Source organism: Rhodanobacter sp. sgz306013, from assembly GCF_057031145.1.
This window is the reverse complement of the sequence record NZ_JBXCIJ010000003.1, coordinates 516389-543069: the sequence shown is the minus strand read 5'-3', so window position 1 is coordinate 543069 and position 26681 is coordinate 516389. Positions and strand designations below refer to the sequence as shown.

The 26681-nt window shown below is 67.2% G+C and carries 24 protein-coding genes; 14 read left to right on the top strand and 10 right to left on the bottom strand.

The genetic code is table 11. From position 1 onward, the window contains the following. Positions 1 to 51: 51 nt before the first annotated feature. Genes recJ through abc-f form a run of 3 tightly spaced genes read right to left on the bottom strand, consistent with a single transcriptional unit; the run spans position 52 to position 4736 of the window. A complete protein-coding gene (gene recJ, locus AC2EWF_RS12115; protein WP_483639614.1) occupies positions 52 to 1866 on the bottom strand; it encodes a single-stranded-DNA-specific exonuclease RecJ in 1815 nt (604 codons plus the stop codon). After that, entirely contained in the window at positions 1863 to 2777 is a 915-nt protein-coding gene (locus AC2EWF_RS12110) for a phosphoglycerate mutase (RefSeq protein ID WP_483639613.1), read from the bottom strand. Before AC2EWF_RS12110 ends, recJ begins: the two co-directional genes overlap by 4 nt. A gap of 6 nt (positions 2778 to 2783) precedes the next feature. Then, positions 2784 to 4736, bottom strand: a complete 1953-nt coding sequence (abc-f, locus tag AC2EWF_RS12105) for a ribosomal protection-like ABC-F family protein (RefSeq protein ID WP_483639612.1) — start codon at positions 4734 to 4736, stop codon at positions 2784 to 2786. A gap of 134 nt (positions 4737 to 4870) precedes the next feature. Here abc-f and AC2EWF_RS12100 point away from each other — a divergent pair, with 134 nt between their 5' ends. The 6 genes from AC2EWF_RS12100 (at position 4871) to AC2EWF_RS12075 (ending at position 9558) form a co-directional block, all read left to right on the top strand. Beyond that, positions 4871 to 5218 carry a hypothetical protein gene (locus AC2EWF_RS12100; protein WP_483639611.1) on the top strand — a complete coding sequence of 116 codons (348 nt, stop codon included), beginning with the start codon at positions 4871 to 4873 and terminating at the stop codon, positions 5216 to 5218. Positions 5219 to 5410: 192 nt separating this feature from the next. Further along, entirely contained in the window at positions 5411 to 6445 is a 1035-nt protein-coding gene (locus tag AC2EWF_RS12095) for an agmatine deiminase family protein (RefSeq protein WP_483639610.1), read from the top strand. Positions 6446 to 6492: 47 nt separating this feature from the next. Further along, entirely contained in the window at positions 6493 to 7383 is an 891-nt protein-coding gene (locus tag AC2EWF_RS12090; RefSeq protein WP_483639609.1) for a carbon-nitrogen hydrolase, read from the top strand. 123 nt (positions 7384 to 7506) lie between these two features. Then, positions 7507 to 8739 (top strand): TraB/GumN family protein, encoded by a 1233-nt coding sequence (locus tag AC2EWF_RS12085; RefSeq protein WP_483639812.1) that lies wholly within the window; start codon positions 7507 to 7509, stop codon positions 8737 to 8739. Positions 8740 to 8863: 124 nt separating this feature from the next. Next, positions 8864 to 9193, top strand: coding sequence for a c-type cytochrome (locus AC2EWF_RS12080; protein WP_483639608.1), 330 nt, complete (start codon positions 8864 to 8866; stop codon positions 9191 to 9193). 14 nt (positions 9194 to 9207) lie between these two features. Next, on the top strand, positions 9208 to 9558 hold the full coding sequence (locus AC2EWF_RS12075) for a c-type cytochrome (protein ID WP_483639607.1): 351 nt from the start codon (positions 9208 to 9210) through the stop codon (positions 9556 to 9558). Between the two features lie 120 nt (positions 9559 to 9678). Here AC2EWF_RS12075 and AC2EWF_RS12070 read toward each other — a convergent pair whose 3' ends face one another. Continuing rightward, complete coding sequence (locus AC2EWF_RS12070) at positions 9679 to 10287, bottom strand: NfuA family Fe-S biogenesis protein (RefSeq protein WP_483639606.1); 609 nt, start codon at positions 10285 to 10287, stop codon at positions 9679 to 9681. A 153-nt stretch (positions 10288 to 10440) separates the two neighbouring features. Here AC2EWF_RS12070 and AC2EWF_RS12065 point away from each other — a divergent pair, with 153 nt between their 5' ends. Both AC2EWF_RS12065 and AC2EWF_RS12060 read left to right on the top strand, forming a co-directional pair. After that, positions 10441 to 10782 carry a 4a-hydroxytetrahydrobiopterin dehydratase gene (locus tag AC2EWF_RS12065; RefSeq protein WP_483639605.1) on the top strand — a complete coding sequence of 114 codons (342 nt, stop codon included), beginning with the start codon at positions 10441 to 10443 and terminating at the stop codon, positions 10780 to 10782. A gap of 26 nt (positions 10783 to 10808) precedes the next feature. After that, on the top strand, positions 10809 to 12299 hold the full coding sequence (locus tag AC2EWF_RS12060) for a CPBP family glutamic-type intramembrane protease (protein WP_483639604.1): 1491 nt from the start codon (positions 10809 to 10811) through the stop codon (positions 12297 to 12299). On the opposite strand, the gene AC2EWF_RS12055 is transcribed toward AC2EWF_RS12060, so the two are convergent. Beyond that, positions 12277 to 13281, bottom strand: coding sequence for an RluA family pseudouridine synthase (locus AC2EWF_RS12055; protein WP_483639811.1), 1005 nt, complete (start codon positions 13279 to 13281; stop codon positions 12277 to 12279). The two genes, AC2EWF_RS12060 and AC2EWF_RS12055, sit on opposite strands and share 23 nt — an antisense overlap. Before the next feature lie 344 nt (positions 13282 to 13625). Here AC2EWF_RS12055 and AC2EWF_RS12050 point away from each other — a divergent pair, with 344 nt between their 5' ends. After that, the gene (locus tag AC2EWF_RS12050) at positions 13626 to 16628 is read left to right on the top strand and encodes an Rne/Rng family ribonuclease (RefSeq protein WP_483639603.1); all 3003 of its coding nucleotides are present in this window, start codon (positions 13626 to 13628) and stop codon (positions 16626 to 16628) included. A gap of 77 nt (positions 16629 to 16705) precedes the next feature. On the opposite strand, the gene AC2EWF_RS12045 is transcribed toward AC2EWF_RS12050, so the two are convergent. Next, complete coding sequence (locus tag AC2EWF_RS12045; protein ID WP_483639602.1) at positions 16706 to 17359, bottom strand: response regulator; 654 nt, start codon at positions 17357 to 17359, stop codon at positions 16706 to 16708. Between the two features lie 143 nt (positions 17360 to 17502). Beyond that, the gene (locus tag AC2EWF_RS12040) at positions 17503 to 17760 is read right to left on the bottom strand and encodes a hypothetical protein (protein ID WP_483639601.1); all 258 of its coding nucleotides are present in this window, start codon (positions 17758 to 17760) and stop codon (positions 17503 to 17505) included. 396 nt (positions 17761 to 18156) lie between these two features. Here AC2EWF_RS12040 and AC2EWF_RS12035 point away from each other — a divergent pair, with 396 nt between their 5' ends. After that, positions 18157 to 19731, top strand: coding sequence for a hypothetical protein (locus tag AC2EWF_RS12035; protein ID WP_483639600.1), 1575 nt, complete (start codon positions 18157 to 18159; stop codon positions 19729 to 19731). 799 nt (positions 19732 to 20530) lie between these two features. Then, positions 20531 to 20731, top strand: a complete 201-nt coding sequence (locus tag AC2EWF_RS12030) for a hypothetical protein (protein WP_483639599.1) — start codon at positions 20531 to 20533, stop codon at positions 20729 to 20731. Between the two features lie 116 nt (positions 20732 to 20847). Here AC2EWF_RS12030 and AC2EWF_RS12025 read toward each other — a convergent pair whose 3' ends face one another. After that, positions 20848 to 21810 carry an SDR family oxidoreductase gene (locus tag AC2EWF_RS12025; RefSeq protein ID WP_483639598.1) on the bottom strand — a complete coding sequence of 321 codons (963 nt, stop codon included), beginning with the start codon at positions 21808 to 21810 and terminating at the stop codon, positions 20848 to 20850. Between the two features lie 91 nt (positions 21811 to 21901). Between AC2EWF_RS12025 and AC2EWF_RS12020 the strand changes: the two genes are divergently transcribed. Continuing rightward, positions 21902 to 22807, top strand: a complete 906-nt coding sequence (locus tag AC2EWF_RS12020; RefSeq protein WP_483639597.1) for an AraC family transcriptional regulator — start codon at positions 21902 to 21904, stop codon at positions 22805 to 22807. Between the two features lie 255 nt (positions 22808 to 23062). On the opposite strand, the gene AC2EWF_RS12015 is transcribed toward AC2EWF_RS12020, so the two are convergent. Next, a complete protein-coding gene (locus AC2EWF_RS12015; RefSeq protein WP_483639596.1) occupies positions 23063 to 24292 on the bottom strand; it encodes a YncE family protein in 1230 nt (409 codons plus the stop codon). Between the two features lie 356 nt (positions 24293 to 24648). Between AC2EWF_RS12015 and AC2EWF_RS12010 the strand changes: the two genes are divergently transcribed. Both AC2EWF_RS12010 and AC2EWF_RS12005 read left to right on the top strand, forming a co-directional pair. After that, complete coding sequence (locus AC2EWF_RS12010; protein WP_483639595.1) at positions 24649 to 25812, top strand: alpha/beta hydrolase; 1164 nt, start codon at positions 24649 to 24651, stop codon at positions 25810 to 25812. Further along, positions 25803 to 26201: an MAPEG family protein gene (locus tag AC2EWF_RS12005; RefSeq protein ID WP_483639810.1), complete on the top strand. Its 399-nt coding sequence runs from the start codon at positions 25803 to 25805 to the stop codon at positions 26199 to 26201. The genes AC2EWF_RS12010 and AC2EWF_RS12005 overlap by 10 nt, the downstream gene beginning before the upstream one ends. A gap of 187 nt (positions 26202 to 26388) precedes the next feature. Here AC2EWF_RS12005 and AC2EWF_RS12000 read toward each other — a convergent pair whose 3' ends face one another. After that, positions 26389 to 26577, bottom strand: coding sequence for a hypothetical protein (locus AC2EWF_RS12000; protein ID WP_483639594.1), 189 nt, complete (start codon positions 26575 to 26577; stop codon positions 26389 to 26391). Between the last annotated feature and the right edge of the window lie 104 nt (positions 26578 to 26681).

Genomic DNA, 26681 nt, shown 5'->3' with positions numbered 1-26681 from the left:
GATCGTCAGGCATGAGCGCGCGGGGTCCGGTCGGGCATCGGACCCCGCCGTTCAGACGGCCTCGACGTGGCGCAGCAGCAGGCGCGGCGACTCGCGCCCCTGCCAGTCGTTGATGACCAGCTCGTAGGCGGCGCGCAGGCGCGGCGGCGGCGCGGCGGTGCCGACGTTGAACATCACCGCGTCGTGCACGCTGCCGTCGCGCGGGTCGCGCAGGCTGAGCCGCCAGTGGCCCTCGCCCATGGTCTTCCAGCCCGCGCACTCGAACGCGTTGTCGAACAGCGGCTCGGGGAACGCCTGTCCCCACGGGCCGGCATCGCGCAACTGCCGCGCCAGTTCCAGCGACAGGCTGCCCGCAGGGAGTTCGCCGTCGGTGTAGAGCGCGGCCTGCAGCCGTTCCGGCGCGATCAGCTCGCGTGCAACGGCATCGAAGGCCGCGGCGAAGCGCGGAAAGTCGGCGGCACGCAGGCTCAAGCCCGCCGCCATGGCGTGGCCGCCGAAGCGCTCGACCAGGTCGGGATGGCGCGCAGCGACCGTGGCCAGCGCGTCGCGCAGGTGCAAGCCCGGAATGGATCGGCCCGAACCGCGCAGGTTATCGGGATCGTCTTCGCTGGCCGGAGCGAAGGCGATCACCGGCCGGTGCAGGCGTTCCTTCAGCTTGGAGGCCACCAGCCCCACCACGCCCGCATGCCAGGAAGGCTCGTACAACGCCACGCCTGCCGCCTGGATGTCGCGCAGGCCGGCGGCCATCGCTTCGGCCTCGGCCACCATCGAGGCCTGCAGGTCGCGGCGCTCGCGGTTGATCGCGTCGAGCTGTCCGGCGCAGTCGCGCGCCTGTGCAGGATCGTCGGTGAGCAGGCATTCCACGCCCAGCCGCATGTCTTCCAGCCGACCCGCCGCGTTCAGGCGTGGCCCCACCGCATAGCCGAGATCGCTGGCGCACAGCGTCGCCACGCTGCGCTTGCCGCATTCGACCAGTGCGGCGATGCCCGCGCATGCCTTGCCGCCGCGGATGCGCCGCAGCCCGGCCTCCACCAGCACGCGGTTGTTGAAATCCAGCGGCACCAGGTCGGCCACCGTGCCCAGCGCCACGAGGTCGAGCAGCACGGAAAGATCGGGCCTGCTTTTTTGAGGAGTGCGCCCATGGATGGCCGCTTTTTGACTTCCACGATCAGGATGATCGCTGGAACCATGAGGCGCGCGGCCCTGGATGGCCGTTTCCTGTTCCCAGCTATCCGGCCGATCGCAGGGGTAAAGCTTCGCGCGCAGCGCCAGCAGGAGATAGAACATCACGCCGACACCTGCCAAGGCTTTGCTCGGGAAACCGTCACCTGCAAGGTTGGGATTCACCATCGCGTCGCAGGCGGGCAGCTGCTCACCTGGCAGATGGTGGTCAGTGACGATCACGCGCATGCCGAGTTCCCGCGCCCTTGCCACACCCGCCACGCTGGCCACGCCGTTGTCCACGGTGACGACCAGCTGGGGGCGGGGTAGCAGCGAATCGACCAGGGCCGGCGTCAGGCCGTAGCCGTGCACGAAGCGGTTCGGCACCGCATAGCCCACCCGTTTGGCACCGAGCATGCGCAGGCCGCGCACGGCGACGGCGGTACCGGTGGCGCCGTCGCAGTCGTAGTCACCGGCGATCAGGATCGCCCAGTCATCGCGGATGGCCTCGGCCAGCAGGTCCGTCGCGGCATCCAGGCCGCCCAGGGATTGTGGCGACAGCAGGCGCTGCAGCCGGTGCTCGACATCGGCCGGCCGCAGCACGCCACGCGCCGCGTAAACGCGCTGCAGCACCGGATGCACGGTGGCAGCCCAGCCGGACGGTTCGCCTTGCGCCTCCCGGCGACGCAACTCGAGCGTGCTCAAGGCGACGCCCCGCGCCAGAAGCGCCAGCGGTGCCGTGGCCGCCACGACCAGCGCTCGCCGCTGGCGAATGCGAAGTGCAGCGCCTGCCGCCGTGCCAAAGCCTGCACGGCCGGCCACCAGTCGCGCGCAAGTTCGGCGGCCGGCAGATCCTGCATGTCCAGCAGCCAGCCGGCCAGCGCGAGCGCCGTGGCTTCCCGCGTGAGATGGCGGCCGGGAATGCCCGCCCGCGCCGCGAGTGCGCGCAGCAACGCATCGTTGCCGGCCACGCCGGCGAAAGCGCCGTGCAACCGTGCGGGCAGGCGCCCTGCCCCCCACAGCCACACGCTGTTGACCGGTGCCAGGCCTCTCGCCTGGCGGGCGGCGTTCAGCGGATGCTGGTGCAGCAGCACCTGCACTTCGTTGAGCAACAGCCGCCACCGACGTCCGTCGCTGCCTTGCGGCAGATGCTGGTACAAGTCCTCGCCCAGCGCCCGCTCGGGCGCGGCGAAGTCGGGCACGGGCACATCCGGAGGCAGGCGCAGCTGCCAGTGGTTCGGGCCGGTGATTTCCAGTTGCAGTCCCGCTTCGGCGAACGTGGGTTGCAGCACCTGCGCGTAAGCCTGCGCCTCGCCCGGCTGCAGCGGCATCGAGCCGCAGGCGAGCAGGCGCACGCCGGTCATGTCCGGCTGCACCCAGGCGGGGTCGGCATTGAGCCACGTCGCATCGCCCGCGTCGCCGGCCAAGTATTCGCGGATCAGCGCGGCGGCAGGCAAGCTCGCGGCATCGACATGGAAGGCAGCGGCGACGCATTCGAGCCGGCCGCGGGTGTCATCGGCGAGTCGGTCCGACCGCGCCAGCAGGCGACGCAGCGGATGCGCGCGATCAAAGCGATCCAGTGCCGGCAGCCACAGCTGCGTCGGTTGGGCGCTCATCGACACTCAGGCTTCCAGCACTTCATAGAGGGCCATCCATTCCGCTTCCAGCGCCTCCTTCTCGCGCCGGAGCTCGGCCTGTTGCTGGCTCAGCTTCATGAGCGCGGCGGTGGGGCCGTTGTAGGTTTCAGGATCGGCCAGCTTCGCTTCGAGCTGGGTCAGCTCGGTTTCGATGCCAGCCACGCGTGCTTCGATCTTTTTCACGCGCTGGCGCGAGGCCTTTTCGCTGTCGCGTTGCTGGGCCGCGGCGCGACGGCGTTCCTCGGGGGATTCGACCGGTGCCGCGGGTTTCGCCTCCACCTTCGATCTGGCGGCTTTCTTGTTCGCAGCGCCGCGCGCACGCAGCCAGCGCGCGTAATCGTCGAGGTCGCCGTCGAACGGCTCGACCACGCCATCGGCGACCCGCCAGAAGCTGTCGCTGACCATGCCGAGCAGGTGGCGGTCGTGCGACACCAGCACCAGCGCGCCGTCGAAGTCGGCCAGCGCATCGGCCAGCGCCTCGCGCATGTCGAGGTCGAGATGGTTGGTGGGCTCGTCGAGCAGCAGCAGGTTGGGTTTGTCCCAGGCGATCAGCGCCAGCGCGAGGCGCGCGCGCTCGCCACCGGAGAAGCCGTCCACCGATTCGAAGGCGCGGTCGCCGGCGAAGTTCCAGGTACCGAGGAAATCGCGCAGCACCTGCGCGGCCGCGTCCGGCGCCTTGTCCTGCAGGTGATCGAACGGGCTGGCGCCGGCGCGCAGGCTTTCCACGGTGTGCTGGGCGAAATAGCCGATCCGCAGATCCTTGTGCGCCTTGCGCTCGCCGCCCATCGGCGCCAGTTCGCCGACCAGCGTCTTGACCAGGGTGGACTTGCCCGCGCCGTTCGGGCCGAGCAGGCCGATGCGTTCACCGGCTTCGAGGCGGAAGCGCACGTCGCGCAGGATCACCGTGGCCTCGCGGCTGGCCACATCGTGGCCGGGCAGATGGTCGTCGCCCTCCTCGCGCGAGCCGGCCGGGTAGCCGGCGACCACCTCTTCCAGCTGCAGCATGGAATCGGGCACGCGGTCGGGCTTGGCGAACTGGAAGTGGAATGCGCGCTCGGCGCGCACCGCCTCGGTGCCCGCCATCTTTTCCAGCCGCTTCATGCGCGACTGCGCCTGCTTGGCTTTGCTGGCCTTGGCCTTGAAGCGGTCGATGAAGCTCTGCAGGTGCGCGCGCTCGGCCTGCTCGCGCTCGTGCGCGATCTGCTGCTGGCGCAACTGCTCCGCGCGCAGGCGTTCGAACGCGCTGTAGTTGCCGCTGTAGAGCCGTGCGCCGCCGTCGACCAGATGCAGCGTATGGTCGATCACACCGTCGAGGAATTCGCGGTCGTGCGAGATGATCAGCAAGGTGCCCTGGTAGCGGCGCAGCCATTCCTCCAGCCACAGCACGGCGTCGAGGTCGAGGTGGTTGGTGGGCTCGTCGAGCAGCAGCAGTTCGGACGGCGCCATCAGCGCCCGCGCCAGGTTCAGGCGCACGCGCCAGCCGCCGGAAAACTCCCTCACCGCGCGCTCGTGCGTCTCCGGCGCAAAGCCGAGCCCGTGCAGCAGGCGCCCGGCGCGGGCGCGGGCGTCGTAGCCGTGCAGCTCCTCGATGCGGTGGTGGGCGCGCGCCATGGCCTCGGTGTCGCCGCGCGCCTGCGCATCGGCCTCGTCGCGCAGCGCAGCCGCCAGCACCACGTCGCCACCCAGCACGTAGTCGATCGCCGGGTCGGGCAGCGCGGGGGTTTCCTGCGCCACCGACGCCAGGCGCAGCTTCGCCGGCAGGCCGATGTCGCCGGCGTCGGCCTCCACCTGGCCCTGCAGGGCGGCGAACAGGCTGGACTTGCCGCAGCCGTTGCGCCCGATCACGCCCAGCCTCCAGCCGCCCTGGATCACCAGGTCGATGTCGGACAGCAGCAGGCGGCTGCCGCGGCGCAGGGCAAAATGGCGGAACGCGATCATTCGGTATGCTTCAATCGGGCGAACGGCCGCACATGATAACGGCTATGCCGGTCACACCCGCCGCGCCTGCCCGTGGATAGTCGCAAACAGTTCTGCTACAACGACGCGGCAACGCCTTGCGCGGAGAGGGGACCATGTTCAAGCATCGCCACAGCCTGCCCTTGCTGGCAGCCATCGCTTTCAGTGCCGGCACCCTGGTCGCGCCGCAGGCCGCCCGCGCCGACAACCTGCTGATCCATCGCGTGCAGCAGGAGAAGGGCATGAACCTGCCCGTGCGGGGCATGACCATGGCCCAGGTCGAGAAAAAATACGGCGCGCCGCAGCGCAAGCTCGCGCCGCGCGGTGGCGACACCCGGAAACACCCGGTAATCAACCGCTGGGAGTATTCGGATTTCATCGTTTACTTCGAGCATGACCACGTGATCCATGCCGTGCTCAACACCCCGGCCGGCAACAACACCAACCCCGCCACGGCGAACTGAGCATCCGCTCGCGACGCGCCTCGCGGCGGCGCGGGGCGCGTTTTTCATGCCGCGCACCCTTGTGCGCCACCCTCCCGGGCGCCCCTCGGACCTGCAAAACGGCAGTCCCGCCGCTTTGTGCTGCGCGTATCGCTTAAACTTCGCGACCCGCGCCGTGCCGCATGGCCGGCCTGCCCTGCACGAGATTCCGTCATGACCGAACCCCGCTGGCGCCTGCCCGCCGAATGGGAGCCGCAAGCCGCGGTACTGATCGCCTGGCCACACGCCGGCACCGACTGGGCCGATCGCCTGGTCCAGGTGGAAACCACCTACGTGGCCTTGGCCGCGGCCGTCGTCCGCTTCCAGCGGCTGATCGTGGTGGTGGCCGATGCGGAGGTTCGCGCCCGCGCCGAAACCCTGCTGCACGCGGCGGATATCGACCTGGCCCGCATCCGCTTCATCGAACTGCCCTACGACGACACCTGGCTGCGCGACTCCGGCCCGGTCACCCTGAAGAGCGACAATGGCCGCTTCCAGCTCGCCGATTTCCGCTTCACCGGCTGGGGCGGCAAGTTCGGCGCGGAACGGGACGACGCGCTGATCGCGGGTCTGGTCACCGCCGGCGTGTTCGGCCGGGCCACGCACCGGCGCATCGACTGGGCGCTGGAGGGCGGCGGCATCGAGAGCGATGGCGCCGGTACCGTGCTCACCACCTGGAAATGCCTGCACCAGCGGCATCCGGAACAGAGCCGCGAGGCGATGGGCGCGATCCTGAGGGACAGCCTGCACGCCGGGCGCATCCTCTGGCTGGAACATGGCTATCTCGAAGGCGACGACACCGATGCGCACATCGACACCCTCGCCCGCTTCGCGCCCGGCGACCGCATCGTGTACCAGGCCTGCGGCGACGCCGGCGACACGCACCACGACGAACTCGGGCGCATGGGTGAGGAGCTGGCCGCGCTGCGCACGCTCGACGGGCGCCCGTACCAGTTGCATCCGCTGCCCTGGGCCAAGCCGGTCATCGACGAGGGCCGCCGCCTCGCGGCCTCGTATGCGAACTACCTGATCATCGACGGCGCGGTGCTGGTGCCCGCCTACGGCGACGCGGTCGACGACGAGGCCGCACGCATCATCGGCAGCGCCCACCCGGGCCGCGTCGTGGTGCAGGTGCCCTGCCGCCCGTTGATCTGGCAGAACGGCAGCCTGCACTGCATCACCATGCAACTGCCGGCCGGGCTGGTATGAGCCGCCTCGGCTAGAATGGACGATCCGGCAGCACGAGGATCCAACCGATGACCCGCAAGACGCTCAAGGTCGCCCTGTTGCAGGAGACTGACCGCGGCAGCCGCGACGCCAACCTCGACGCGATCGAGGCCGGCCTGCGCGAGGCCGCCGGAGCCGGCGCCGGACTGGTGCTGCTGCAGGAGCTGCACAACGGCCCGTATTTCTGCCAGCACGAGTCGGTCGACCTGTTCGACCTGGCCGAGAACATTCCCGGCCCGAGTACCGCACGCATCGGCAGGCTGGCCGAGGAGCTGAAGCTGGTGGTGGTGGCCTCGCTGTTCGAAAAGCGCGCGGCCGGGCTGTACCACAACACTGCCGTGGTGTTCGATCGTTCCGCCGCGATCGCGGGCAAGTACCGCAAGATGCACATCCCCGACGATCCCGCGTTCTACGAAAAGTTCTACTTCACGCCGGGCGACATCGGCTTCGAGCCGATCGACACCTCGGTGGGCCGCCTCGGCGTACTGGTGTGCTGGGACCAGTGGTATCCGGAAGCCGCGCGCCTGATGGCGCTGGCCGGTGCGGAACTGCTGCTCTACCCCACCGCCATCGGCTGGGACCCGAACGACGCGCAGGACGAGAAGGATCGCCAGCGCGAGGCCTGGGTCACCGTGCAGCGCGGTCACGCAGTGGCGAACGGCCTGCCGCTGCTGGCCTGCAACCGCACCGGCTTCGAAGCCGACCCCAGCGGCGTCGGCGCAGGTATCCAGTTCTGGGGCAGCAGCTTCGTGGCTGGGCCGCAGGGTGAATTCCTCGCAAGGGCCGGCACCGACCGGCGCGAACTGCTGGTCGCCGAGATCGACATGCAGCGCAGCGAGCACGTGCGCCGCATCTGGCCGTTCCTGCGTGACCGCCGCATCGACGCCTATGGCGACCTGCTCAGGCGTTTCAGGGACTAGTGCGTTCGCCCCTGAACGCGAGAATCACACCGGCGGCCGACCCTGGCCGCACTCCCCACGACTTGCTTCGTGCGGAGCACGTCCCCATGCTTGAACCATCCCCGTGACCAGCACGCCCAGCGCATGAGTTTCCCCGAACCCGCCCCGCCCCTGCCTGCCGTGCTGCAGGACCAGCCGATCGAACGCGTGCAGCGCGACGGCGTGGAATACGTGGTGCTGGGCACCGCCCACGTCTCGCGCACCAGCATGGAAGCGGTGCAGGCGCTGCTGGAACACGAGCCTTTCGACGCGGTGGCGGTAGAGCTGTGCGAAAGCCGCGCGCAGGGCATGCGCGATCCCGACGCGTTCAAGCGCATGGACCTGTTCCAGGTGATTCGCCAGGGCAAGGCCGGCATGGTCGCGGCCAGCCTGGTGCTCTCCACTTTCCAGAAGCGGCTTGCCGAGCAGTCCGGCATCCAGCCCGGCGCGGAGATGAAGGCGGCCATGGACGGTGCCGATGCGCGTGACCTGCCGCTGTGGCTGGTGGACCGCGAAGTCGGCACTACGCTCAAGCGCGCCTGGCACGGCGTGGGTTTCTGGCAGCGCTTTGGCCTGCTCGGCGGCCTGCTCGCCAGCGTGTTCGAGCGCGAGGAAATCGAGGCCAGCGAGATCGAGAAGCTCAAGCAGGGCGACATGCTGGAGAGCGCCTTCAGCGAATTCGCCAGCGAATCAAAACCGCTCTACCAGAGCCTGATCGCCGAGCGCGATGCCTACATGGCCGCGCGCCTGCGCGAGGAAGCGGCGCGCACCGCGACCGGCACGCCGCGCCGCGTGCTGGTGGTGATCGGCGCAGGTCATCTGAAAGGCCTTTGCCAGCTGCTGCGCGAACAGCAGGGCGACCCGGCGACAAGCGCCGCCGGGCTGGCGCAATCGCCGCCGAAGGCACGCTGGCCGAAGTGGCTGGCGGTGAGCCTGGTGCTGCTGGTGTTCGTGGCGATCGCCTGGGCTTTTCATCGCAACGCAGCGCTGGGCACGCAGGCGCTCACCGCGTGGGTGCTGTTTACCGGCGGCTTTGCCGCACTCGGCGCACTGGCCGCCGCAGCACATCCGCTCAGCATCCTCGCGGCGTTCATTGCCGCGCCAATCAAGCCGTTCCGCCCCGGCATTCCCGCCGGCGGCATCAGCGCCACGGCCGAGGCCTGGGTGCGCCGCCCGCGCGTGGCGGATTTCGACACCCTGCGCGACGACATCGTGCACTGGAGCGGCTGGTGGAAGAACCGCGTGGCGCGCACCCTGCTGAACTTCTTCCTGGTCAGCCTGGGCACCATCGTGGGCGAGTACAGCGCGGGCATCCATATCTTCCGCAGCCTGGTCTGAGCCTGGTGGCGCATGCCGCGGATCAGCCGGGTACGGCAGGTTGTCCGTGCCCTGAGCTGCTGTCTATACTGCGACGATTGCTGCATTCATTCGCATCCGTCGCCGCACCTGGGGAACGATCTCGATGATACGACTGCACACACTCGGTCTGGCAGCCGCTGCCGCCTTGCTGGCCACCGCCAGCGCGCACGCCGCAGGTGACAAGGCGGCCGGTCGCACGCTGGTCTACACCTGCGCCGGCTGCCACGGCATACCTGGCTACTCCAACGCCTATCCGGGCTATCCGGTGCCGAAGATCGCCGGGCAGAACGAGCAATACATCATCAACGCACTGGACGGGTACAAGAACGGCGACCGCACCTATCCGACCATGGTGGCGCAGGCGCAGAGCCTGTCCGAGCAGAACATCAAGGACATCGCCGCCTACCTGTCCAGCCTCACGCCGATCAAGTGACCGAAGGATTCCGCATGCAACGTGCACTAACCCTGCTTTCGTGCGGCGCCCTGCTGGCGTTCGCCTCCGCTCCACTGCTGGCCAGCGGCAACGCCGCGGACGGCAAGACCAAAGCCGCCGCCTGCTTCGCCTGCCACGGCGCCGACGGCAACGCGGTCGACCCGCAATACCCGCGCCTCGCCGGCCAGTACAACGAGTACCTGCAACAGGTACTGCACGAGTACAAGGACGGCCGCCGCAACAACCCGATCATGAAGGGCATGGTGGCAACGCTGTCCGACCAGGACATCGAGGACATCTCCGCCTATTTCTCCAGCCTGCCGACTAAGCTCGACACGCTGAAAGGCCATATCCAGGGCGACTGATCCGCTCCGTGCCTTGAAACAAGCAGCCCGCCTCACGGCGGGCTGCTTGTTTGACAAGTGCGGCATCGATGGCCGCCCGTTCGAAGTTCGCGATCGGCGACGATCGCGAGCATCCGGCGCTCAACCCAGCGCCGACTTGCCTTCGTGCTTGCTGTAGTACGGCTGCTTGCCGCCGCTGTGGTCGGTGCCATCGCGCACCGCGGTCACCTCGGGCACGCGCTCCCGCAAGGTTTTTTCCACGCCCTGCTTCAGGGTGACGTCGACCATGCCGCAACCATGGCAGCCGCCGCCGAACTGCAGCTTCACCACGCCCTCGGCGTCGACCTCCAGCAAGGTGACGCGGCCGCCGTGCGAGGCCAGCCGCGGGTTGATCTCGGCATCGAGCACGTAGCGCACGCGCTCGATCACGCCGGCTTCGAGCCCCGGCACGTCGCCCTTGATCTTCGGCGCGCGGATGTTCAGCAGGCCACCGGTGGCGTTCGGCTCGAAGTCGATGCTGGCGCCATCCAGCCACGACGCACTGCCGCCCTCGACGTGGAAGTCGAAACCGGCGCACTCGATCGTCCACTCGTTGCCGAGCAGCTCGGCCGGTTCGCAGAACTCCAGTTCGCAGTTCGCCGCCGGCGTGCCCGGCGCGGTCACGTGCAGGCGGATGCCCAGCCCTTCGTTGCCCTGCTGCGCAAGCAGGCGGCGGAAATGCTGCTGCGCCCGTTCGGAAATCTCGATCATGCTTCACCTGTGGCAGACACCGCGAAGGCCGCGCCAGCGCGCCCGTCGAATCAGAACCATTTTAGTACGGTTTCATGCCGCCCGGCAGGTTTTGACTTTTGCGCGCACAACTTCGACGCTGCGCGCCTTGTCCTTGCCTCTGATGGAGCGCCCATGAACATCCACGATTTCGCCAGCCAGCATTGCCAGCCGCGCAAGGGCAAGGAACACGCGCTGGGAGCGGACAAGATCACCCAGTTGCTTCAGCTGCTGCCCGACTGGAAACTCACCGCGGACGGTCGCGCGATCGTCAAGGACTTCCGCTTCCGCGACTTCCACCACACGCTGGGATTCATCAACGCGGTGGGCTTCATGGCCAACCACGAGGATCACCATCCCGACATCGAGGCCGGTTACGGGCATTGCCAGTTGCTGTGGTCCACCCACGACGTCGGCGGGCTCTCCCTCAACGACATCATCTGCGCGGCCAAGGTCGAGGCGCTGCTGGCGCACTGAGCGTGCGGCGGTTTCCCGCGCCGACGATGCACCGCTGGCTGGCCGCCGCAGGCTTTGCGTTGCTGCTGGCGCTGCTGCTGTCCGGCCTGCGCGAACTGGCCGCGCGGGTCACCGCGGGCCAGCTGCAGCGCGCGGCGGATCGGCAACTGGCCTTGATCGCGCACGGCCAGCCGCTGTGGCGGTGGCGGTTGCGCCAGCCGCACGACCTCGTCGCCGGCCGCGCCTTCGGCGCCGCCGACGTGCGGCACGCAGGCGGCGGCCTGCGCATCCGCAGTCGCGACGGCACGCCATTCGAACTGGGCCTGCCGGTGAGCGGCATGCTCGATCCGGGTCACTGGCCCTTGCTGGCGCTGGATGGCGAAGCCGACGCGCCATTCCGTCTCGGCGTGGCGTGGCGACCACGGCTGGGACAACCGGGTTGCCTCGGCTGGCAGGACACCCCCGTCGCAGCAGGTCCGGTGCACGCCGTGGTCGACCTGCGCCGCTTGCACTGGCGGGCTGCCGATGGCAAGAACTGCGCCGCCCCGCAACGGATCCAGATGCTGCGGCTCAAGTTGGCGCTCCCGGCCGGGGCGTCGCTGCATCTGGACGAGGTGGCGCTGCGTCGGGATGCCTACCTGCCCGTACCCGCCCGGCCCTCGCTGCAGCTTTCGCCCGATCCCGCGACGGCCGGGCGGCAACTCGCCGATCCCGCCTTGCCGGCCGCGCCGTGGATCGCCTTGCCGGCGGGCGCCTCGGCCGAAATGCAACTGGCCCTGCGCCAGTTGGTCTGGTGGCAGCGACCGGGCGCCCTGATCCTGCCGCACGGCAGCACACCCATGGCTGCGGGCGACTCTGGCGGCAACGGCTGGCTGCCCTGGATCGGTACGATCGGCTATCTGCTGGCGCTGGCGAGTTTGGCCTGGCGCGCGCCGCGCCTACGTGGGCGCCGCTGGCTGGAACTCGTCGCCTGCCTGGCCGGCCCCCTGTGGCTGGTCGTCGGACTGCAACTGGGCCTGCGCCTCTCGTTGCCCGGCCTGCTGTGCTTCGGCGGAGCCTTGCTGTTCGCGGCCCACGCCGAGTGGCGGCAACGCCCCGGCAACTGGCGCTGGCTGGGCGGCTGGCGTGCCTGGCTGACGCCGTTCGCCTTGCTGCCGCTGGCTCTGCTGCTGATCACCGGGTATGGCGGCCACTACAAGGCGCCCACGCCCGGGCATGTGCTGATTTATCTGCTCTGGGCCATCCTGCAGCAATGGCTGGTGCTGGCCGTGGTGCTGCGTCGCCTCGAAGGCGGAAGGCTGCGCCCGGACCTGGCCGTGTTGCTCACCGCCCTCGCGTTCGCCCTGTTGCATACGCCGAACGGGGTCTTGATGCAGCTCTGCCTGCTGGCCGAGTTGTGGTGGGCGTGGTGCTTCCGGCGCTCGCGCGCGCTGCTTCCGGTCGCGGCGGCGCATGCTGCCTGCGCCCTGCTGGCGGAAGCCGGCCTGGTGGGCGGCCTGCTGCGTTCGCTGGAGGTCAGCGCCCGTTTCTTTCTTTAGCCGCGGCCTGAATGTATGGCAGGCGCTTGCCTTTCACCGCCAGCACGTCGAGGAAGGTCTTGAGATCATCCGGCAGCGGCGCGGAAAAGCTGTAGAGGCGTCCATCCAGCTCGAAGCTGAGATGCGAGGCGTGCAGGAACAGCCGCTGCAGACCCATTTCGCGGAAACGCCTGTTCATCTCGCGGTCGCCGTACTTCGGGTCGCCCGCCAGCGGATGGCCGACGTGGGCAGCATGCACGCGGATCTGGTGGGTACGGCCGGTGCCCAGCGTGGCCTGCATCAGGCGGGCGCCGGGGTACTGCTCCATCTCGCGAAAGAAGGTCAGCGCCGGCTTGCCGTCCTCGCTGACCCGCACCATCCGCTCGCCGCCCTGCAGGACGGATTTGCGCAGCGGCGCGTTGACGTCGAATTTCGCCTTGGGCGGATGGCCGACCATCAGGCACAGGTACTGCTTGGTGACCTCGCCCGCCCGAATTGCCGCCTGCAGGCCGGTCAGCCCCGCCCGCGACCTGGCCAGCACCAGCACGCCGCTGGTATCCCGGTCCAACCGGTGCACCAGCTCCAGCGATTCGTGCGGCCGCGCCGCGCGCAGCAGCTCGATCGCACCGTGGCTGACGCCGCTGCCGCCATGGCTGGCGATCCCCGAGGGTTTGTCGATCACCAGGAAGTGCTTGTCCTCGAAGATCACCGTCTCGGCGATCGACGAGACCAGCGCATCGGGCGCCTCCCGCCCCTCGGGCCGTTCAGCAACCCGGATCGGCGGAATTCGGAGCATGTCGCCGTCGCTCAACCGCGTATCCGGCTTGGCCCGCTTGCCGTTGACGCGCACCTGGCCGGTGCGCAAAAGGCGGTAGATCATGCTCTTGGGCACCCCCTTGAGCAGGGTCGCCAGCGCGTTGTCGATCCGCTGGCCGTCCCGCTCGGGGCCGATCGCGACTTGACGCACACCGTGAGGTACGTCGCGGGAAGTTGCCGTCTGCATTGAAAAAAACCTGTCGAAATAGGATACTCGGCGAGCGTCATTCCCTGCCCGCCGAGACCGGTTCGGGCCGGGGCCCCGCCCGTCACGCCGGCGAGGATTGCGCCGGATGTCCAAGGGATGATTCCCAGGCAGCGGTCGCGACTCCCTTTCATCGTAACGGTTCGGGCTGTCGTTTGCCCGAAGCCTTGTGCCAGGGTGCGACAGGCGCAGCAGACCGAACAATCCGGGCGCCGGGAACGGCGCCGTCACATGAGCCGCTCCACCGCAGCGGCGCGATCCCCGGCAGGCCGCCATCCCGGCGCCACCGCGGCACGCGACGCGCGGGCGAGCCGAGGAAAACTACAATGAAGCGCATGTTGATCAACGCAACTCAGCGTGAAGAGTTGCGCGTGGCCATCGTCGATGGCCAGAACCTCTACGATCTCGACATCGAAATCCCCTCCCGCGAACAGAAAAAGGCCAACATCTACAAGGGCCGCATCACCCGCGTCGAGCAATCCCTGGAAGCCTGCTTCGTCGACTACGGCGCCGAACGCCACGGTTTCCTGCCGCTGAAGGAAATCGCCGAGCAGTACTTCACCCCGGGCCTGAACCCGCACAAGTCGGGCATCCGCGAGCTGCTGAAGGAAGGCCAGGAGGTCGTCGTCCAGGTCGAGAAGGAAGAGCGCGGCAACAAGGGCGCCGCCCTGACCACCTTCATCTCGCTGGCCGGCCGCTACATGGTGCTGATGCCGAACAACCCGAAGGCCGGCGGCGTGTCGCGCCGCATCGAGGGCGAGGACCGGCAGGCGCTGAAGGAGGCCCTGGAGCACGTCACCGTGCCCGACGACGTGGGCCTGATCGTGCGCACCGCCGGCCTCGGCCGCGATGCCGAAGAGCTGCAGTGGGACCTGGACTACCTGCTGACCCTGTGGCGCTCGATCTCCAAGGCCGCCAGCGAGCGCAAGGCGCCGTTCCTGATCTACCAGGAATCCAAGCTGTTCATCCGCGCCCTGCGCGACTACCTGCGCAGCGACATCGGCGAGATCCTGATCGACGAGGAATCACTCTACGAGGACGCCCGCGAGTTCATGCAGCAGGTGATGCCCACCTCGCTGCGCAAGCTGAAGCTCTACAAGGACGACACCCCGCTGTTCAGCCGCTACCAGATCGAGACCCAGATCGAGAGCGCGTTCGACCGCCAGGTGCGCCTGCCTTCCGGCGGTTCGATCGTGATCGACCAGACCGAGGCGCTCACCGCGATCGACATCAACTCGGCCAAGGCCACCAAGGGCTCCGACATCGAGGAAACGGCGTTCAACACCAACCTCGAGGCCGCAGTGGAGATCGCCCGCCAGTGCCGCATCCGCGACGCCGGCGGCCTGATCGTGATCGACTTCATCGACATGGACAGCCCGCGCCACCAGCGCGAGGTCGAGGACAAGCTCAAGGATGCGCTGAAGCTTGATCGCGCCCGCGTGCAGGTGGGCCGCATCAGCCGCTTCGGCCTGCTGGAGATGTCCCGCCAGCGCCTGCGCCCGAGCCTCGGCGAAGCCACCCAGATCGTCTGCCCGCGCTGCGAAGGCCATGGCGCGATCCGTGGCGTGGAATCGCTGGCGCTGTCGACCCTGCGCCTGATCGAAGAGCACGCGATGAAGGACAACACCGGCCAGGTGCTGGTGCAGGCGCCGCCCACGGTGGCCAACTTCCTGCTCAACGAGAAGCGCGCCAGCGTGGTCGAGATCGAGCTGCGCCACAAGGCGCACGTGGTGATCGTGGCCGACGACAAGCTGGAGACGCCGCACATCCAGATCCAGCGGATCAAGGAAGCGGACATGGGCGAGCACAGCAAGCCCAGCTACGAGCGGCTCACCGCGGTCGAAACCACGCCGGTCCCGAAGATGGGCCAGACGCTGGGCAGCAGCGAACAGCCCGCGGTCAGCGGCATCGTGCCGGCCACGCCGGCGCCGGTACGCGAGGAGGCGGCCGCCACCGCGCCGCCACCGGTGCAGTCGCGTCGTCCGGCGGCGGCACCCGCCCCGATCGCCACGGCCCCGGCCGGGGGCATCATCGCGCGACTGTTCGGCTGGTTCCGCCACGAGGCCGCCGCGCCGGCCGCCACGGCACCCGCCGCCGCGCCCGCAAGTGCCGGCGACAGCGGCCAGCCACGCGGCAACCGCCCGCAGCAGCCGCGGCGCGAAGAGCGCAACCGCAACGCGCAACAAGGCGGCAACCGCCAGCGCCGCGATGGCGGCACGGCCTCGGCCAAGCCGAACCCGCAGCAACAGCAGGCCCGCAACAGCCGCCAGCAGGGCAACGAGGCGGCGTCGCGCCAGCAGCAGGCCACGGCGCAGGCGCCGAAGCAGGAACGCCAGCAGCCGCGCAACAATGCCCCGGACGGCAACAAGGCCTCCCAGCCGGAGCGTGCCGAGCGCAAGCCCGCGGCTCCCGCAGCGGCCGCGGCACCGAAGCCGGAAGCCCCTGCGCCGCGCCCTGCCCCCGCGCCCGCACCCGCCGAGTCCGTCGACGAAACCAAGCTGGCCGCACTTCCGGCGGCCGGAGCTCCCGAGGGCGCCGACGCTGCCGCCGACGCAGAGAATCCCTCGCGCCGCCGCCGTGGCCGCCGCGGCGGTCGCCGCCGCCGTCGCCACGAGGATGCCGCTGCCGGCGCCGCGGAGAACGCGGAGCAGCTCAACGAGCTGGACGACGAGGATCGCGACGAGGCCGATGACGCTGCCGAGGAAACCGGACCCGCTGCGGTGCCTGCAGCCGTCGATGCGGCGAGCCGCCCGGCCATTGCCGACAAGGCCGCCACCGATGCCGCGGCGGCGGCACCGGCCGCTCCGGTCGTGCCTCGCGCTGCGCCCGCGGCCCGTGCCACGCCGGCGCAGGCCGAGCGTGCCGAGTCCGCGCGCGCGGTACTGACCGAAGCGCCGCTCGCCGCCGCGGTCGCCACCGCCTTCAGCCTGCCGCCGCTGCCCCCGATCCCGGAGAAGCCGGCATCGCCGAGCGCACCGGCGACGGACGTGGCCCGCCCGGTCGGAACCGACATCGCCACCGACAGCGAAACGAACCCGGCACGTGAATCCGCGCCAGCGGTCGTAGCGCCGAAGGAAGCCGCCGCGCCCTCACCCGCGCCAATCCCGGCTCCGGCCCCGCTCCCGTTGGCGGACACGACGGAGGCACGCGCGGAACCTCCGCACGGAGCAGCCAGCGGACATGCCGCGCCTGTCGTCGCGCAACCGCGTCAAGGCGATCTGCTGGGCCATGCCGAGGCCGCCAATACGCCGGCTCCGGCCGCCCCCGAGGCGAAGGCTGCCGACGCACCAGAGGAAGAAGAAGAGCCCCGGCAGGATGCAGCACCCTGACGCCTGACCTTGCGCCACAAAAAAGCCGGACCTGAGTCCGGCTTTTTTTGTGGACGCCATGTCCGTGGGGCAGCGGCTCAGGCACCCACCTGATGGTTTGGCGCGTCGATCAGTCCGTGCGCCGTCATCAGGTGGGCCAGTCCCAGCACGTGCTCCACGCGCAGCTTCTCCATCAGCCGCTGTTTGTACGTCGACACGGTCTTCGGGCTCAGGTTGAGCTGCTCGCCGATCATCGTCAGCGGCTTGCCGCGCACCAGCATCATCGCCACCTCGAGTTCGCGGCTGGACAGCGCATCGAATGGCGAGGCGCTGCCGTCCAGCGTGGCCAGCGCCAGCTGCTGCGCCACCGCGGGCGCAAGATAGCGCCGGCCGGCGGCCACCTGGCGTACCGCCGTCACCAGCTCATCGGCGCTGCAGCCCTTGGTCAGATAACCCGAGGCGCCTGCGTCGAGCAAGCGCTTGGGAAAGCGGCCATCGTCCACCACGGTAACCACCACGATGCGCGTGGCCAGTTCGGCCCGGCTCACCCGCTCGGTGAGTTCGATGCCGCTCATGCCCGGCATATGCACGTCCACCAGGGCGATTTCGGGCTTGAGGCTGCGGATCAGGCGCAGGCCTTCCTCCGCGCTCGCCGCCTCGCCGCAGATCGCCATGTCCCGCTGCTGCTGCAGGATCATCCGGAAACCCGTGCGCACGAGTTCGTGGTCGTCGATAAGAACGATCTGGATCATGCCCCTGCCCTCCCTGATGAATGCTCCTGGTTGCCGGTATGCGGCGAAGCAAGGCACATGCATGCGCCGCTGCCCCGCCATCCGGAAAGGAAGCTAGGCGGCTTTGCCGCAGGATGCAAGCAAAACGCCCGCATCGATCAGGCTCAGGCCGCCACGGAGTCTCCGGATGGGGCCTCCGTTGCGTCGACCGACGGCCTGACATACGAGGCCAACCGGATCGGTCCGCCGATGCCCGGCATCTCCACACAGACGGCGCGCTTGCTGCGCAGATGCTCGTCGCGCGCGATTTCCCGCGCCAGCGTGATGGCCGGACCCAGAGGCAACCCGCGGAACAAGGTGGTATTGCCGCGCCGGATACTCCAGCGATACGCATCGGTCTGGGTAAGCGAGACAAGCACCATGCAGGCGATCCCTGTGCGCAAGCCGCAAGGCGGCAGGACGACCAGCCGGGGGAGTCCGCGCCGTCGATCCCCTGCAACTGTGCCACGCGTCGCCTGCGCACTCTGTCGGCCGATGCCTACGCATCGTGTCCGCCAAATCGACAGGCCACAGCCATGGTGGCCCGCCTTGCGACACCCGCGCCAGTCCCAACCCGCAACGCAAAGACACCGCTCCGTCCGGAGGCTGCGGTGCTGGCGACCACTCGAAATCCCCGGCAGCCCGTTGGCCACCGGCAAGCGTCCGCTTGTCCCATTTATGAGCTTGTCTTGCGGAAGAGGACGCACTCTGCAGTGCCAACACTCCAGCGGGCGGCACGGGGCTGGCCGGGAGTGGGCTACTGCTCAGGGTGAACTCGCATGCCATATCTTCTTGATCGGCCGGGAAGATCCGCCGCACTGATCGCCGTGCTGGTGCTGGCCAGCCATAGCAGCGCTGCGAATGCCGGGGCGCGCACGGTGGTCGAGGCGGCGCTGAAGGCGATGGGGCAGACACACGATCTGCACCAGGTTTCCTCCTTGCGCACCCAGAGCGTCAAGGCACTTTGGGATGTAGTGGAATTCGATCATGCCGATGCGCCCTTTATCTTCCAGGGGGTAACGCAATCTCTTGCCGTCTACGATCTCCGCGGCGATCGCCGGCTGACCGATGAGGTCCCGGTGGGCGATACCGATCCTTCCACGATGCCGCATGTGCGGACGCTGGTAACACGGTCAGAGGAACGCATTGATCACCTTGCCGGCAGCCAGCCTGCAAAAACGGTGCGACTAGAGCCGCCTGCCGCCTGGGAAATCGAGGAGCCGATCAGTGCGCTGCTTTACGCAGAAAAGGCAAATGATCTCTTGCAGGAGCCGGATGTTTCCTTGCACGGAATCCCGCAACACGTGGTTTCGTTCCATCTGGGACGCTTCCCCGTGCGGCTGTTCTTGGACGTGTCCACGGGCATGCCAAGTGCGGTCGAAGTCTTGCGGGTGCAGCCGCGCGCCGACAGCTCGGACATCGCGTACAACGCCATGGGTGATCTCACCGATCGCATCGAGTGGATGAATTACGCGGTATTCGATGGAGTGCGGTATCCGGTCCAGGCCGACTTCTTTCGCAACGGAGTGCACCTGGAAGTGACGACTTGCAACGATCTGCGCGTCAATGGCGCCCAGGAGGACCAATACTTCCAAATGGCGCAGACCGATGTTCCGCTATCCCACACGACGAGCGATGAGCTTCAGCTCGGACAAGCGGTTGCACGGGCTCCCGACCCCAAGGCGCCCATCACCGAGATCGCACCCGGGATCGTGCAGATCCCGGGGTCCTGGTTCACAACGATTGTGCGCCAGCCGGATGGCCTGGTGATCATCGACGCACCCATCTCCAGCGGTTACTCGCGCAAGGTGCTGGATGAGGCTGCGCGGCGCTTCCCAGGAGTGCCGGTCAAGGCGTTGGTTACCTCTACCGCGTTCTACTGGCATGTGGCCGGCATCCGCGAATACGCGGCCAGGGGCATCCCCATTTATGCGCGGGATCGCAATATCCCGGTGATCCGGGCCTTGTTGAATGCCCCTCACACGCTGGCGCCGGATACGCTCGCCAAGCATCCGGCACCTCCGATCCTTCACCCGGTCTCCCAGCCAACGCATCTGGGGCAAGGACGCAACGCGATCGTGCTGTACCCGGTTAGTGAGGGTGAGCAGCCCATGCTTATGAGCTGGATAGCAAGCGCCCATTTGCTTCATACCGCCGAGATGGTCATGCCGCTCGGGCCTCGGGGTGCGCTGCTGCAACCCGAGTCATTGCTGGAGCTGAAGCATTCCGTGGAGAAGACACCTGTTGCCACCAAAGGCTTGCGCATGATCGGCATGCACATGCGACCCACACCTTGGAGCACACTTCTGGACACGCTGAAGAAAGACGGACTCGGCGAAGCTCCGGGCGCCTAGCCTATGTCGCGGGGACGACGGGCATGTGGCCGCTGCGGCGGATTGGCAGCGTGCAATCAAGGGACGGCCGGCCATCGCCGTGGCGCAGACCGCCCTCGATGGCTTGCTCCACGAGGCTGGCCACGTCCTGTCGCGCTTTCCGGCCAGCTGCCGAGTATCCCTGGCCATCCCGACAGGCAAAGGGTGGACATGCTTTATCTCCATCATGCGAACGTCCAGGTCGCCGATCTGGGGACAGGGTACGACTCCACTACCGGGCGGGCTTTGCGGCAGGTTTCCGCGCCCATGGGGAAGGTTTTTCCGACATCCATCGCCCCGGCACGGCGCGTAATGAAGCGCGCTCCATTTCAACACGCCCTTCGGGAGCTCAGTCAGCGAGACGGCAAGGCGGAGCACGGCTTGAAACCAGCCTGGGTACAAACAAGGCAATTTGTACCCAAAAGTGTACCTATAGCTCCTGGACGCCCTTGGACGACGCGGGTGGGCTTCAGACAATTCGGGCAAAGAAAACCCCGCAGATCGCGGGGTTGTTGAAATTCCGAACAATCTTTGACAGTTCGGAATCTTGCATTGGTGCCAAGAGGGGACCCGTAATCTCAACCAAAGCATTGAATTTAAAGAATTCATAGGGAAGAAATATGGCATTTATACCCAAATTTGTACCCAATTGCGAAGCCCTGCCCCGTGAGCTCGCCCAAATATCGGCACTCCTGGGGTCAACAGTTCTAGTCCCGTTTAGGGCATCGAATTGGGCAGTCGCGGGGGCAATGGGCAATGCCCTCTCAATGACATCAAGGGCATGTTCGAGGAGAATCGGAGCCTCACAAGACCCCGGCGCGAGATCATCGCCGCAAACCCGGGTTTGAGAGACCGGGCGGAGGCGAAGACGGCGTCCCTGCCCCTGCTGCTGGCGGGCGAGCTGGAAAAGCGGGATGTGAAAGCACCGCTGGCGATGCTGGCCGCCCGGATCGGTATGGCTGCCTTTGGCTACGCCGTGTAATCCTGGTTTGCCGATCCGTCGAGAAATCTGGAATCCCATTTGGACATTGCGCTCCAAGCTCTTGATGACCTGACGGGCCAGCCAACCAGCCGTGATGGGCATCCTGGGCAGAATACCTACGTGCAGAAGTACGCTTCGCGGTCCAGGTCGGCGAGCAGGCCTGGACGGGTCGGCCGCCATCCCAGCCGTTCCTGAGTGCTCTGGCTGGAGGCAGGGTTGTCGTAGGCGGCGAACGGGGCGAGCCAACTGAACCGCCGAACCGCCTCTTTGGGCGTCATGCTGACCGCGGGCAGGTTCAGTCGCCGTCCGATCACCTCGACGATCTGGCGGAAGGGAACGCCCTCTTCGGCGACGCCGTGATAGCGCGCCCCGGCTTGTCCCTCTTCCAGCGCTAGGCGCAGCAGGACCGCCGCATCGAAGCGATGGACGGCGCTCCACCGGTTCGAGCCGTCGCCGACGTAGCCCGCGCTCTTGTGCTTGCGCGCCGCGGCGATGAACCTCGGGACGAGACCGTGATCGCCATCGCCATGCACCGAGGGCGCGAGACGAACCATCGTCGCACGGACGCCACGTTCGGCCCAAGCCTTCACAGCCGATTCGGTCTGCGAGCGCATCCAACCCGGAGAGCACGGGTCTGGCTCGTCGTCTTCCGTCGCCGCTCGCCCCTCAGCCATGCCCATGGTGCCGAACACGGTCACCAAAGGCCTGCCCGACCCCTTCAACGCCCCAGCCATGGCATCGATCGCACGGCGGTCGGCGGCGGTGATCGCCGCGCCAAACCGGTCGACGATGCCGCCCGGCGAACCGCCGAGGATGACACCAAGCCGCCGGCCCAGCGGGATATCGCCTGGACCGTGGATGAAGGCCAGGTGGATCACGCCGTCGGCGGCGGCCGCTCCGGCTCGTAGGGTTTCAGGCTCGTGCAGTGAGCCTGCATGGGCTTTCGCGCCAAGTTTTGCCAGCTTCCGGGCGGCGTCGTCCGAACGCGCCATGCCGGTGACCTGATGGCCAGCACCAATCAGCTCTTTAACAACCGCCCGGCCGATGAAGCCGCTTGCACCAGTGACGAATACTCGCATTTCGATCTCCCAATGACCTGAGGCCACGGTACCGGCAAGCGATCGAGACGATATATAATCCAAGATCCATATCTGTTTACCAATCGTCCAAATGGATCCCTTATCACAAGTTATCAGCCTGCTGCGGCCACGCGAGTTGAGCTGGCGCATGATTGCGGTGCGGGAGCCTTGGGCCATTAGCTTTCCTGCCGTCCAAGCGGTGGTGTTCGGGCAAATGATTGAAGGGGCATGCACGCTCGAACGCGGCGAGGTTCGGCTGACGTTGCAGCCCGGCGACTTCATGATCATGGCCTGCCCGCCGGAGTGGGTCATGCGATCGGCTCCGGAGGTCCAGCCGCTCGGATTGAAGGCGCTGTTCGCCGATCCGTCAGCGCTTCTGGGTTCCGATCCCGCCACGCCCGCCGCCCGTTTCCTGGCGGGGCATTTCCTGTTCGCCGAGCCCAACGCCGATCACATTGCGGGCCTGCTTTCGCCGATCGTGCATGTCCGCGCGGCTGACGTGGCCGCCCAGCGGCTGGGACGGTTATTGAGTCTCCTGGACGACGAGGCAACGGCGGACCGTCCGGGTCGTTCGCTGGCGCTGGATCGCCTCCTGGAGGTGATCCTCGTGGAGTCGCTACGCCATCGCGCCACCCAAGTGGACAGCATACGACCGGGGCTATTGGCAGGCCTGGCCGATCCGCGCATCAGCCGCGCACTGCGGGCTCTGCACATAGAACCATCACGCGGTTGGACCGTGGCTCACCTCGCGCGGGAAGCGCGTATGTCGCGTGCCGGATTCGCGGCCCGGTTTGCCGAGATCGTCGGCGTCTCGCCCATCGGCTATCTGTCGGCTTGGCGCATGTCGCTGGCCAAAGCCGCCCTGGTTTCGACCAAGCGTCCGATGATCGAAGTAGCCAAGATCGCAGGATACGGATCTGTCAGCGCTTTCAGCACCGCGTTCAACCGCGCCACAGGGATGTCACCGACGACTTATAGTCAAATGGCGGCAGACTGAGGCAAGTGTCCAAATTCACTGCCGCTGGCCCACACCTCTGTAGGATGGCGTCTATCCAACAGTCGCCGGGAAGTCTTGTGCCGCGACGTTTTCAGAAATTGCGCATAGCAGGTTACCCCTCCTCCCAGATTACCGCCGGCATGTCGCATGTGGCTGCTTTGCCGTTCCTCGTTCCCAGGAATTTTTCTTGGTGCCTTGTTCGTCCTAGCCACCCGCATCGCGCAAACACGGACGTAGTCATCCGACGCGTAACGCTCACGGCCGGCTGAACACCACGCCGTGCGGCATGGCGCTGCCGTGCCAGCCGTCTGGCGGCGCATGCGAGAGGTCGATCGTCATGGCCGGATCGAGCTGCAATGCGCCAGTGCGGAGGTCGACGCGGGCAAAGCGCACCCGGGTGGCAAGCGCCCCGTAGCCGGTGATGGCCAAACGATCACCGCCCGGCTCGAGCGCCAGCCAGTGCGGGTACTCATCTGGCGGCAGTAGGATGCGACCGACTTCACGCGGATGTTCCGGATCGCGCACGTCTAGGCTCACGATCGCGTGGCCGCTTTGCATCGCTTCCACCAGGAAGTCGCCCGCCACTACCGGCACCTCGCACATGCGATAGCCGAAGTCGTAGACATGCTGCAGAGTCGGCTGCGCACCCACGAGATGCTTGAGCAGGAACAGTCCGCAGTTGAAGGTCGGCACCAGTACGGTCTTGCCGTCGGCCAGCAAACGCGGTTCGGAGGAATCGGCCGCCGTGTCGTAGATCCAGTCCGGTTCATGCGGCAATGACAGCGTCTGCAGCAGCTTCAGATCGGACAGCCGCCAGACCTGCACCACATGGCTCACCTGCGCGCCCATCATGTCCGCGCTGCCGGTGACCACCCGGTCGGCCGACGCCACCACGGCAAGACTGTAGGGCCGCACGTTCGGATGCCCTGGCACCCGGGCCGACGCACTGCGCACCACGCGCCCTTGGGGGTCGAACTCCACCAGCCCGCCCGTCGCATGGTTGAAGCCGCCGGAATACTGGAAAGTAGCCAGCGTGTTGCCGTCCGCCAGCGCCACGAATGAGTGTGGATAACTCAGGTCGCCCACGCTGCCCAGGCTGCGGGCCAGCCGCGGGTGCTGCGGCCGGTGGAGGTCGAACACGTCGGTGCGGTTGGCCAGCCAGTCGTTGGCATAGAGCATGTCGTCGGCCGGTTCGGCGTAGTTGGTGTGATGGGCCATCGCGGCCGGCCCGGCCGGCACCATCGCCACGAACCGCCCGAACGACGGCCCCGGTGCTACGTCGAACACCGCGAGGAAATCCCTGCCCAGCCCCAGCGTCGCGCGTCGGGCGGCCAAATCGGTGGAGGCCAGCGCCATCGTGTCCGCCTGCGGATGGCTGGCCTCCATCGCCCACACGAACAGGTAGCGACTGGGTGGCGAGGCCGCCTGCACCGCCGGCGGCGTGGCCAGGAGCGCGCACAGCAAACCGCGGAATATCGTCTTCACCTGGATCCGCCCCCCTCGCGAATGTGCGGCGAGACTACTCCAGTGAAAGGAGCGCAGCCAAACTCACTGGACGTGGCCCACTTTCCGACGCACCAGACGACATGCCGCCACATCTTTTCTCTGTCGGCAAGACATGGTGGTGCGAGCAACCACATCCTAGGGGGCGGGTAACCGGGTACGGTGGCGGCGACGTCGGATCAAACGCGTACTGCTTCCTACCCTCGATAACTTGCCCTAATCACCCTACCCCAACGTCTATCCCGGATCCAATGCCAGTCCGCTCACAGTGACAGGCTGCGCACGCATACGACGTTGCCCCCAGAGCCCGACTTCGACCCAGGGAGCGTGAGCGTGCCATGGGTGATGCCTGTCGAAGGTTCAGTGATGGGTGCGAACCAAAGGGCGGATTGGATGCAGGTGCGGCGATGACAGAGCAACAAGCCGACCAATCCAGCCAGCGGCCGATGGCCGGGGCTTGGCCATCAGTCCGTGGCGCATCCAGCGAGTGGCTTGCAACGTACATGGATTGTCTCTACCGCCATGCGAAGCCCATGCACATCCCGCCATGCCTGCATACGTTGCGACGTCGTGCGCAGATGCTACCGGTAGCGCTGCTGTTGAGTGGTTGCCAGGCGGGCCTGTTCCATGCCATCAACGCCATCTCCCGCGACACTGGAGGTGGCGTCGACTCGGACATCGAATTCGACCCCGCGCACCGGCTAGCGCTGGACATCTATTCGCCGCCTGGCGCGCACGACCTGCCGGTGGTGGTGTTCTTCCATGGCGGCAATTGGCAGAGCGGCAAGCGCCAGTGGTACCGCTGGATGGGCGAGACGCTGGCACGGCACGGTCTGGTGGTGGTGATTCCTGACTACCGCAAGTACCCGCAGGTGCGCCTGGAGGGATTCATGTCCGATGCCAGCCATGCCCTAGCCTGGGTGCATGCGCACGCCGCCGACTATGGCGGTGATCCACAGGTACTGTTCCTGATGGGGCATTCGGCGGGTGCGCACATCGCCGCGCTGCTCGCCACCGATGGGCGCTGGCTGGAACGGGTCGGCCTACGCCCGCGCCAGCTGGCCGGCTTCATCGGACTGGCCGGACCCTACGATTTCCTGCCGCTGAGCGACCCCGCCTATATCAGCATGTTCGGCGACACGCCCAAGGCGCAGGCGCGTTCGCAGCCGGTTAACTTCGTCGATGGCGACGAGCCGCCGATGCTGCTTTTGCAGGGTACCAGCGATCACTATGTGCGTCCGGAAAACGCGCATGCGCTGGCGACACGCATGCATGCGCTAGGTGAATCGGCCGAGGTTCGCATCTATCCCGGCATGGGCCATATCCGCCTGCTGCTCTCGTTCTCGCATCCGCTGCGCGGCAGCTCGACGGCGTTGCGCGACACCTTGCATTTCATCCGTGAACACGAATCAGATCACGAGGCAGGCTCGTGCGATTCAAGAATCAGCATGCCTGAAGCTCGTGAGAGCTCGATGTCCAACCAAGGGGAAATATCGACATGACGACTGAATTGCAAATGCTGGGTTGGTCGGTGGTGCTAGGGATTGCCTACCTGTTGATCGCGGCGGCCTTCGGTACATGGCAGCGCGGTCTACGGTGGAATGCGGGCAACCGCGACGGCGAGCCTAAGCCGCTCGACAAGTACGCTGCGCGCGCGGATCGCGCCAACCGCAATTTTCTCGAAACCTTCGCATTCTTCGCTTCTACCACCTTGGCGGTGGTGGCGATGCACAAGACCGGCGCGCAAACCGCGCTCGGCGCTCAGGTTTATTTCTGGGCACGCCTGGCCTACCTACCGGTCTATGTGGTCGGCATCCCCTACCTGCGTACAGCGGTCTGGATTGCCAGCCTGTGGGGCATCCTGCAAATGGTGGAGACCTTGTTGCGCTAGTTTGCAGGCTGCCTCGAAGTGGTGCAGTGCATGGATGTGCCGTACGCAGCAGGACCGTCCTGCACTTCCACCTCTCGCAAAGCTCTGCGCATGTTCGGACTCGGCTCCGTCGATCAATGACCGGCTTGATCGCTCGGCGAATGATTCGTCCATGGATTACGCCAGCAGATCGTTATTTGGCAATCCGTTAGTCCTGATCCTGCATGCCCGGTATGCCGCCCAGCGGCTCCGAACTGAAGAACAGGTAGAAGTCGGAAGGCATCTCGATGGTCTGGCCGCGCTTCTCGGCGTGGCACGGTTTCCACACCGAGGTGATGCCGAAGTCGCCCGCCTGATTCGGCCAGTCGGCCAGATCGGCGATTAGCAACAGTTCCACTTCCCTCCAGATCGCCTTTTTCGTTTTCGCGTAGTCATTGGTATTTACGTGACTGTGATTCGGGGTAGGCATGAACACAGTCGAAAGAGGGCCGGACGGGCCAT

What these genes read in the sequence shown, in the direction of transcription:
- AC2EWF_RS12055 (WP_483639811.1), bottom strand. Translation starts at nt 13,281, where the DNA reads ATGCAGACGGCAACTTCCCGCGACGTACCTCACGGTGTGCGTCAAGTC.
- AC2EWF_RS12100 (WP_483639611.1), top strand. Translation starts at nt 4,871, where the DNA reads ATGTTCAAGCATCGCCACAGCCTGCCCTTGCTGGCAGCCATCGCTTTC.
- AC2EWF_RS12010 (WP_483639595.1), top strand. Translation starts at nt 24,649, where the DNA reads ATGGGTGATGCCTGTCGAAGGTTCAGTGATGGGTGCGAACCAAAGGGC.
- AC2EWF_RS12070 (WP_483639606.1), bottom strand. Translation starts at nt 10,287, where the DNA reads ATGATCGAGATTTCCGAACGGGCGCAGCAGCATTTCCGCCGCCTGCTT.
- AC2EWF_RS12085 (WP_483639812.1), top strand. Translation starts at nt 7,507, where the DNA reads ATGAGTTTCCCCGAACCCGCCCCGCCCCTGCCTGCCGTGCTGCAGGAC.
- AC2EWF_RS12040 (WP_483639601.1), bottom strand. Translation starts at nt 17,760, where the DNA reads ATGGTGCTTGTCTCGCTTACCCAGACCGATGCGTATCGCTGGAGTATC.
- AC2EWF_RS12020 (WP_483639597.1), top strand. Translation starts at nt 21,902, where the DNA reads ATGGATCCCTTATCACAAGTTATCAGCCTGCTGCGGCCACGCGAGTTG.
- abc-f (WP_483639612.1), bottom strand. Translation starts at nt 4,736, where the DNA reads ATGATCGCGTTCCGCCATTTTGCCCTGCGCCGCGGCAGCCGCCTGCTG.
- AC2EWF_RS12050 (WP_483639603.1), top strand. Translation starts at nt 13,626, where the DNA reads ATGAAGCGCATGTTGATCAACGCAACTCAGCGTGAAGAGTTGCGCGTG.
- AC2EWF_RS12080 (WP_483639608.1), top strand. Translation starts at nt 8,864, where the DNA reads ATGATACGACTGCACACACTCGGTCTGGCAGCCGCTGCCGCCTTGCTG.
- AC2EWF_RS12110 (WP_483639613.1), bottom strand. Translation starts at nt 2,777, where the DNA reads ATGAGCGCCCAACCGACGCAGCTGTGGCTGCCGGCACTGGATCGCTTT.
- AC2EWF_RS12065 (WP_483639605.1), top strand. Translation starts at nt 10,441, where the DNA reads ATGAACATCCACGATTTCGCCAGCCAGCATTGCCAGCCGCGCAAGGGC.
- AC2EWF_RS12025 (WP_483639598.1), bottom strand. Translation starts at nt 21,810, where the DNA reads ATGCGAGTATTCGTCACTGGTGCAAGCGGCTTCATCGGCCGGGCGGTT.
- AC2EWF_RS12075 (WP_483639607.1), top strand. Translation starts at nt 9,208, where the DNA reads ATGCAACGTGCACTAACCCTGCTTTCGTGCGGCGCCCTGCTGGCGTTC.
- AC2EWF_RS12035 (WP_483639600.1), top strand. Translation starts at nt 18,157, where the DNA reads ATGCCATATCTTCTTGATCGGCCGGGAAGATCCGCCGCACTGATCGCC.
- AC2EWF_RS12030 (WP_483639599.1), top strand. Translation starts at nt 20,531, where the DNA reads ATGTTCGAGGAGAATCGGAGCCTCACAAGACCCCGGCGCGAGATCATC.
- AC2EWF_RS12060 (WP_483639604.1), top strand. Translation starts at nt 10,809, where the DNA reads ATGCACCGCTGGCTGGCCGCCGCAGGCTTTGCGTTGCTGCTGGCGCTG.
- AC2EWF_RS12045 (WP_483639602.1), bottom strand. Translation starts at nt 17,359, where the DNA reads ATGATCCAGATCGTTCTTATCGACGACCACGAACTCGTGCGCACGGGT.
- AC2EWF_RS12095 (WP_483639610.1), top strand. Translation starts at nt 5,411, where the DNA reads ATGACCGAACCCCGCTGGCGCCTGCCCGCCGAATGGGAGCCGCAAGCC.
- AC2EWF_RS12090 (WP_483639609.1), top strand. Translation starts at nt 6,493, where the DNA reads ATGACCCGCAAGACGCTCAAGGTCGCCCTGTTGCAGGAGACTGACCGC.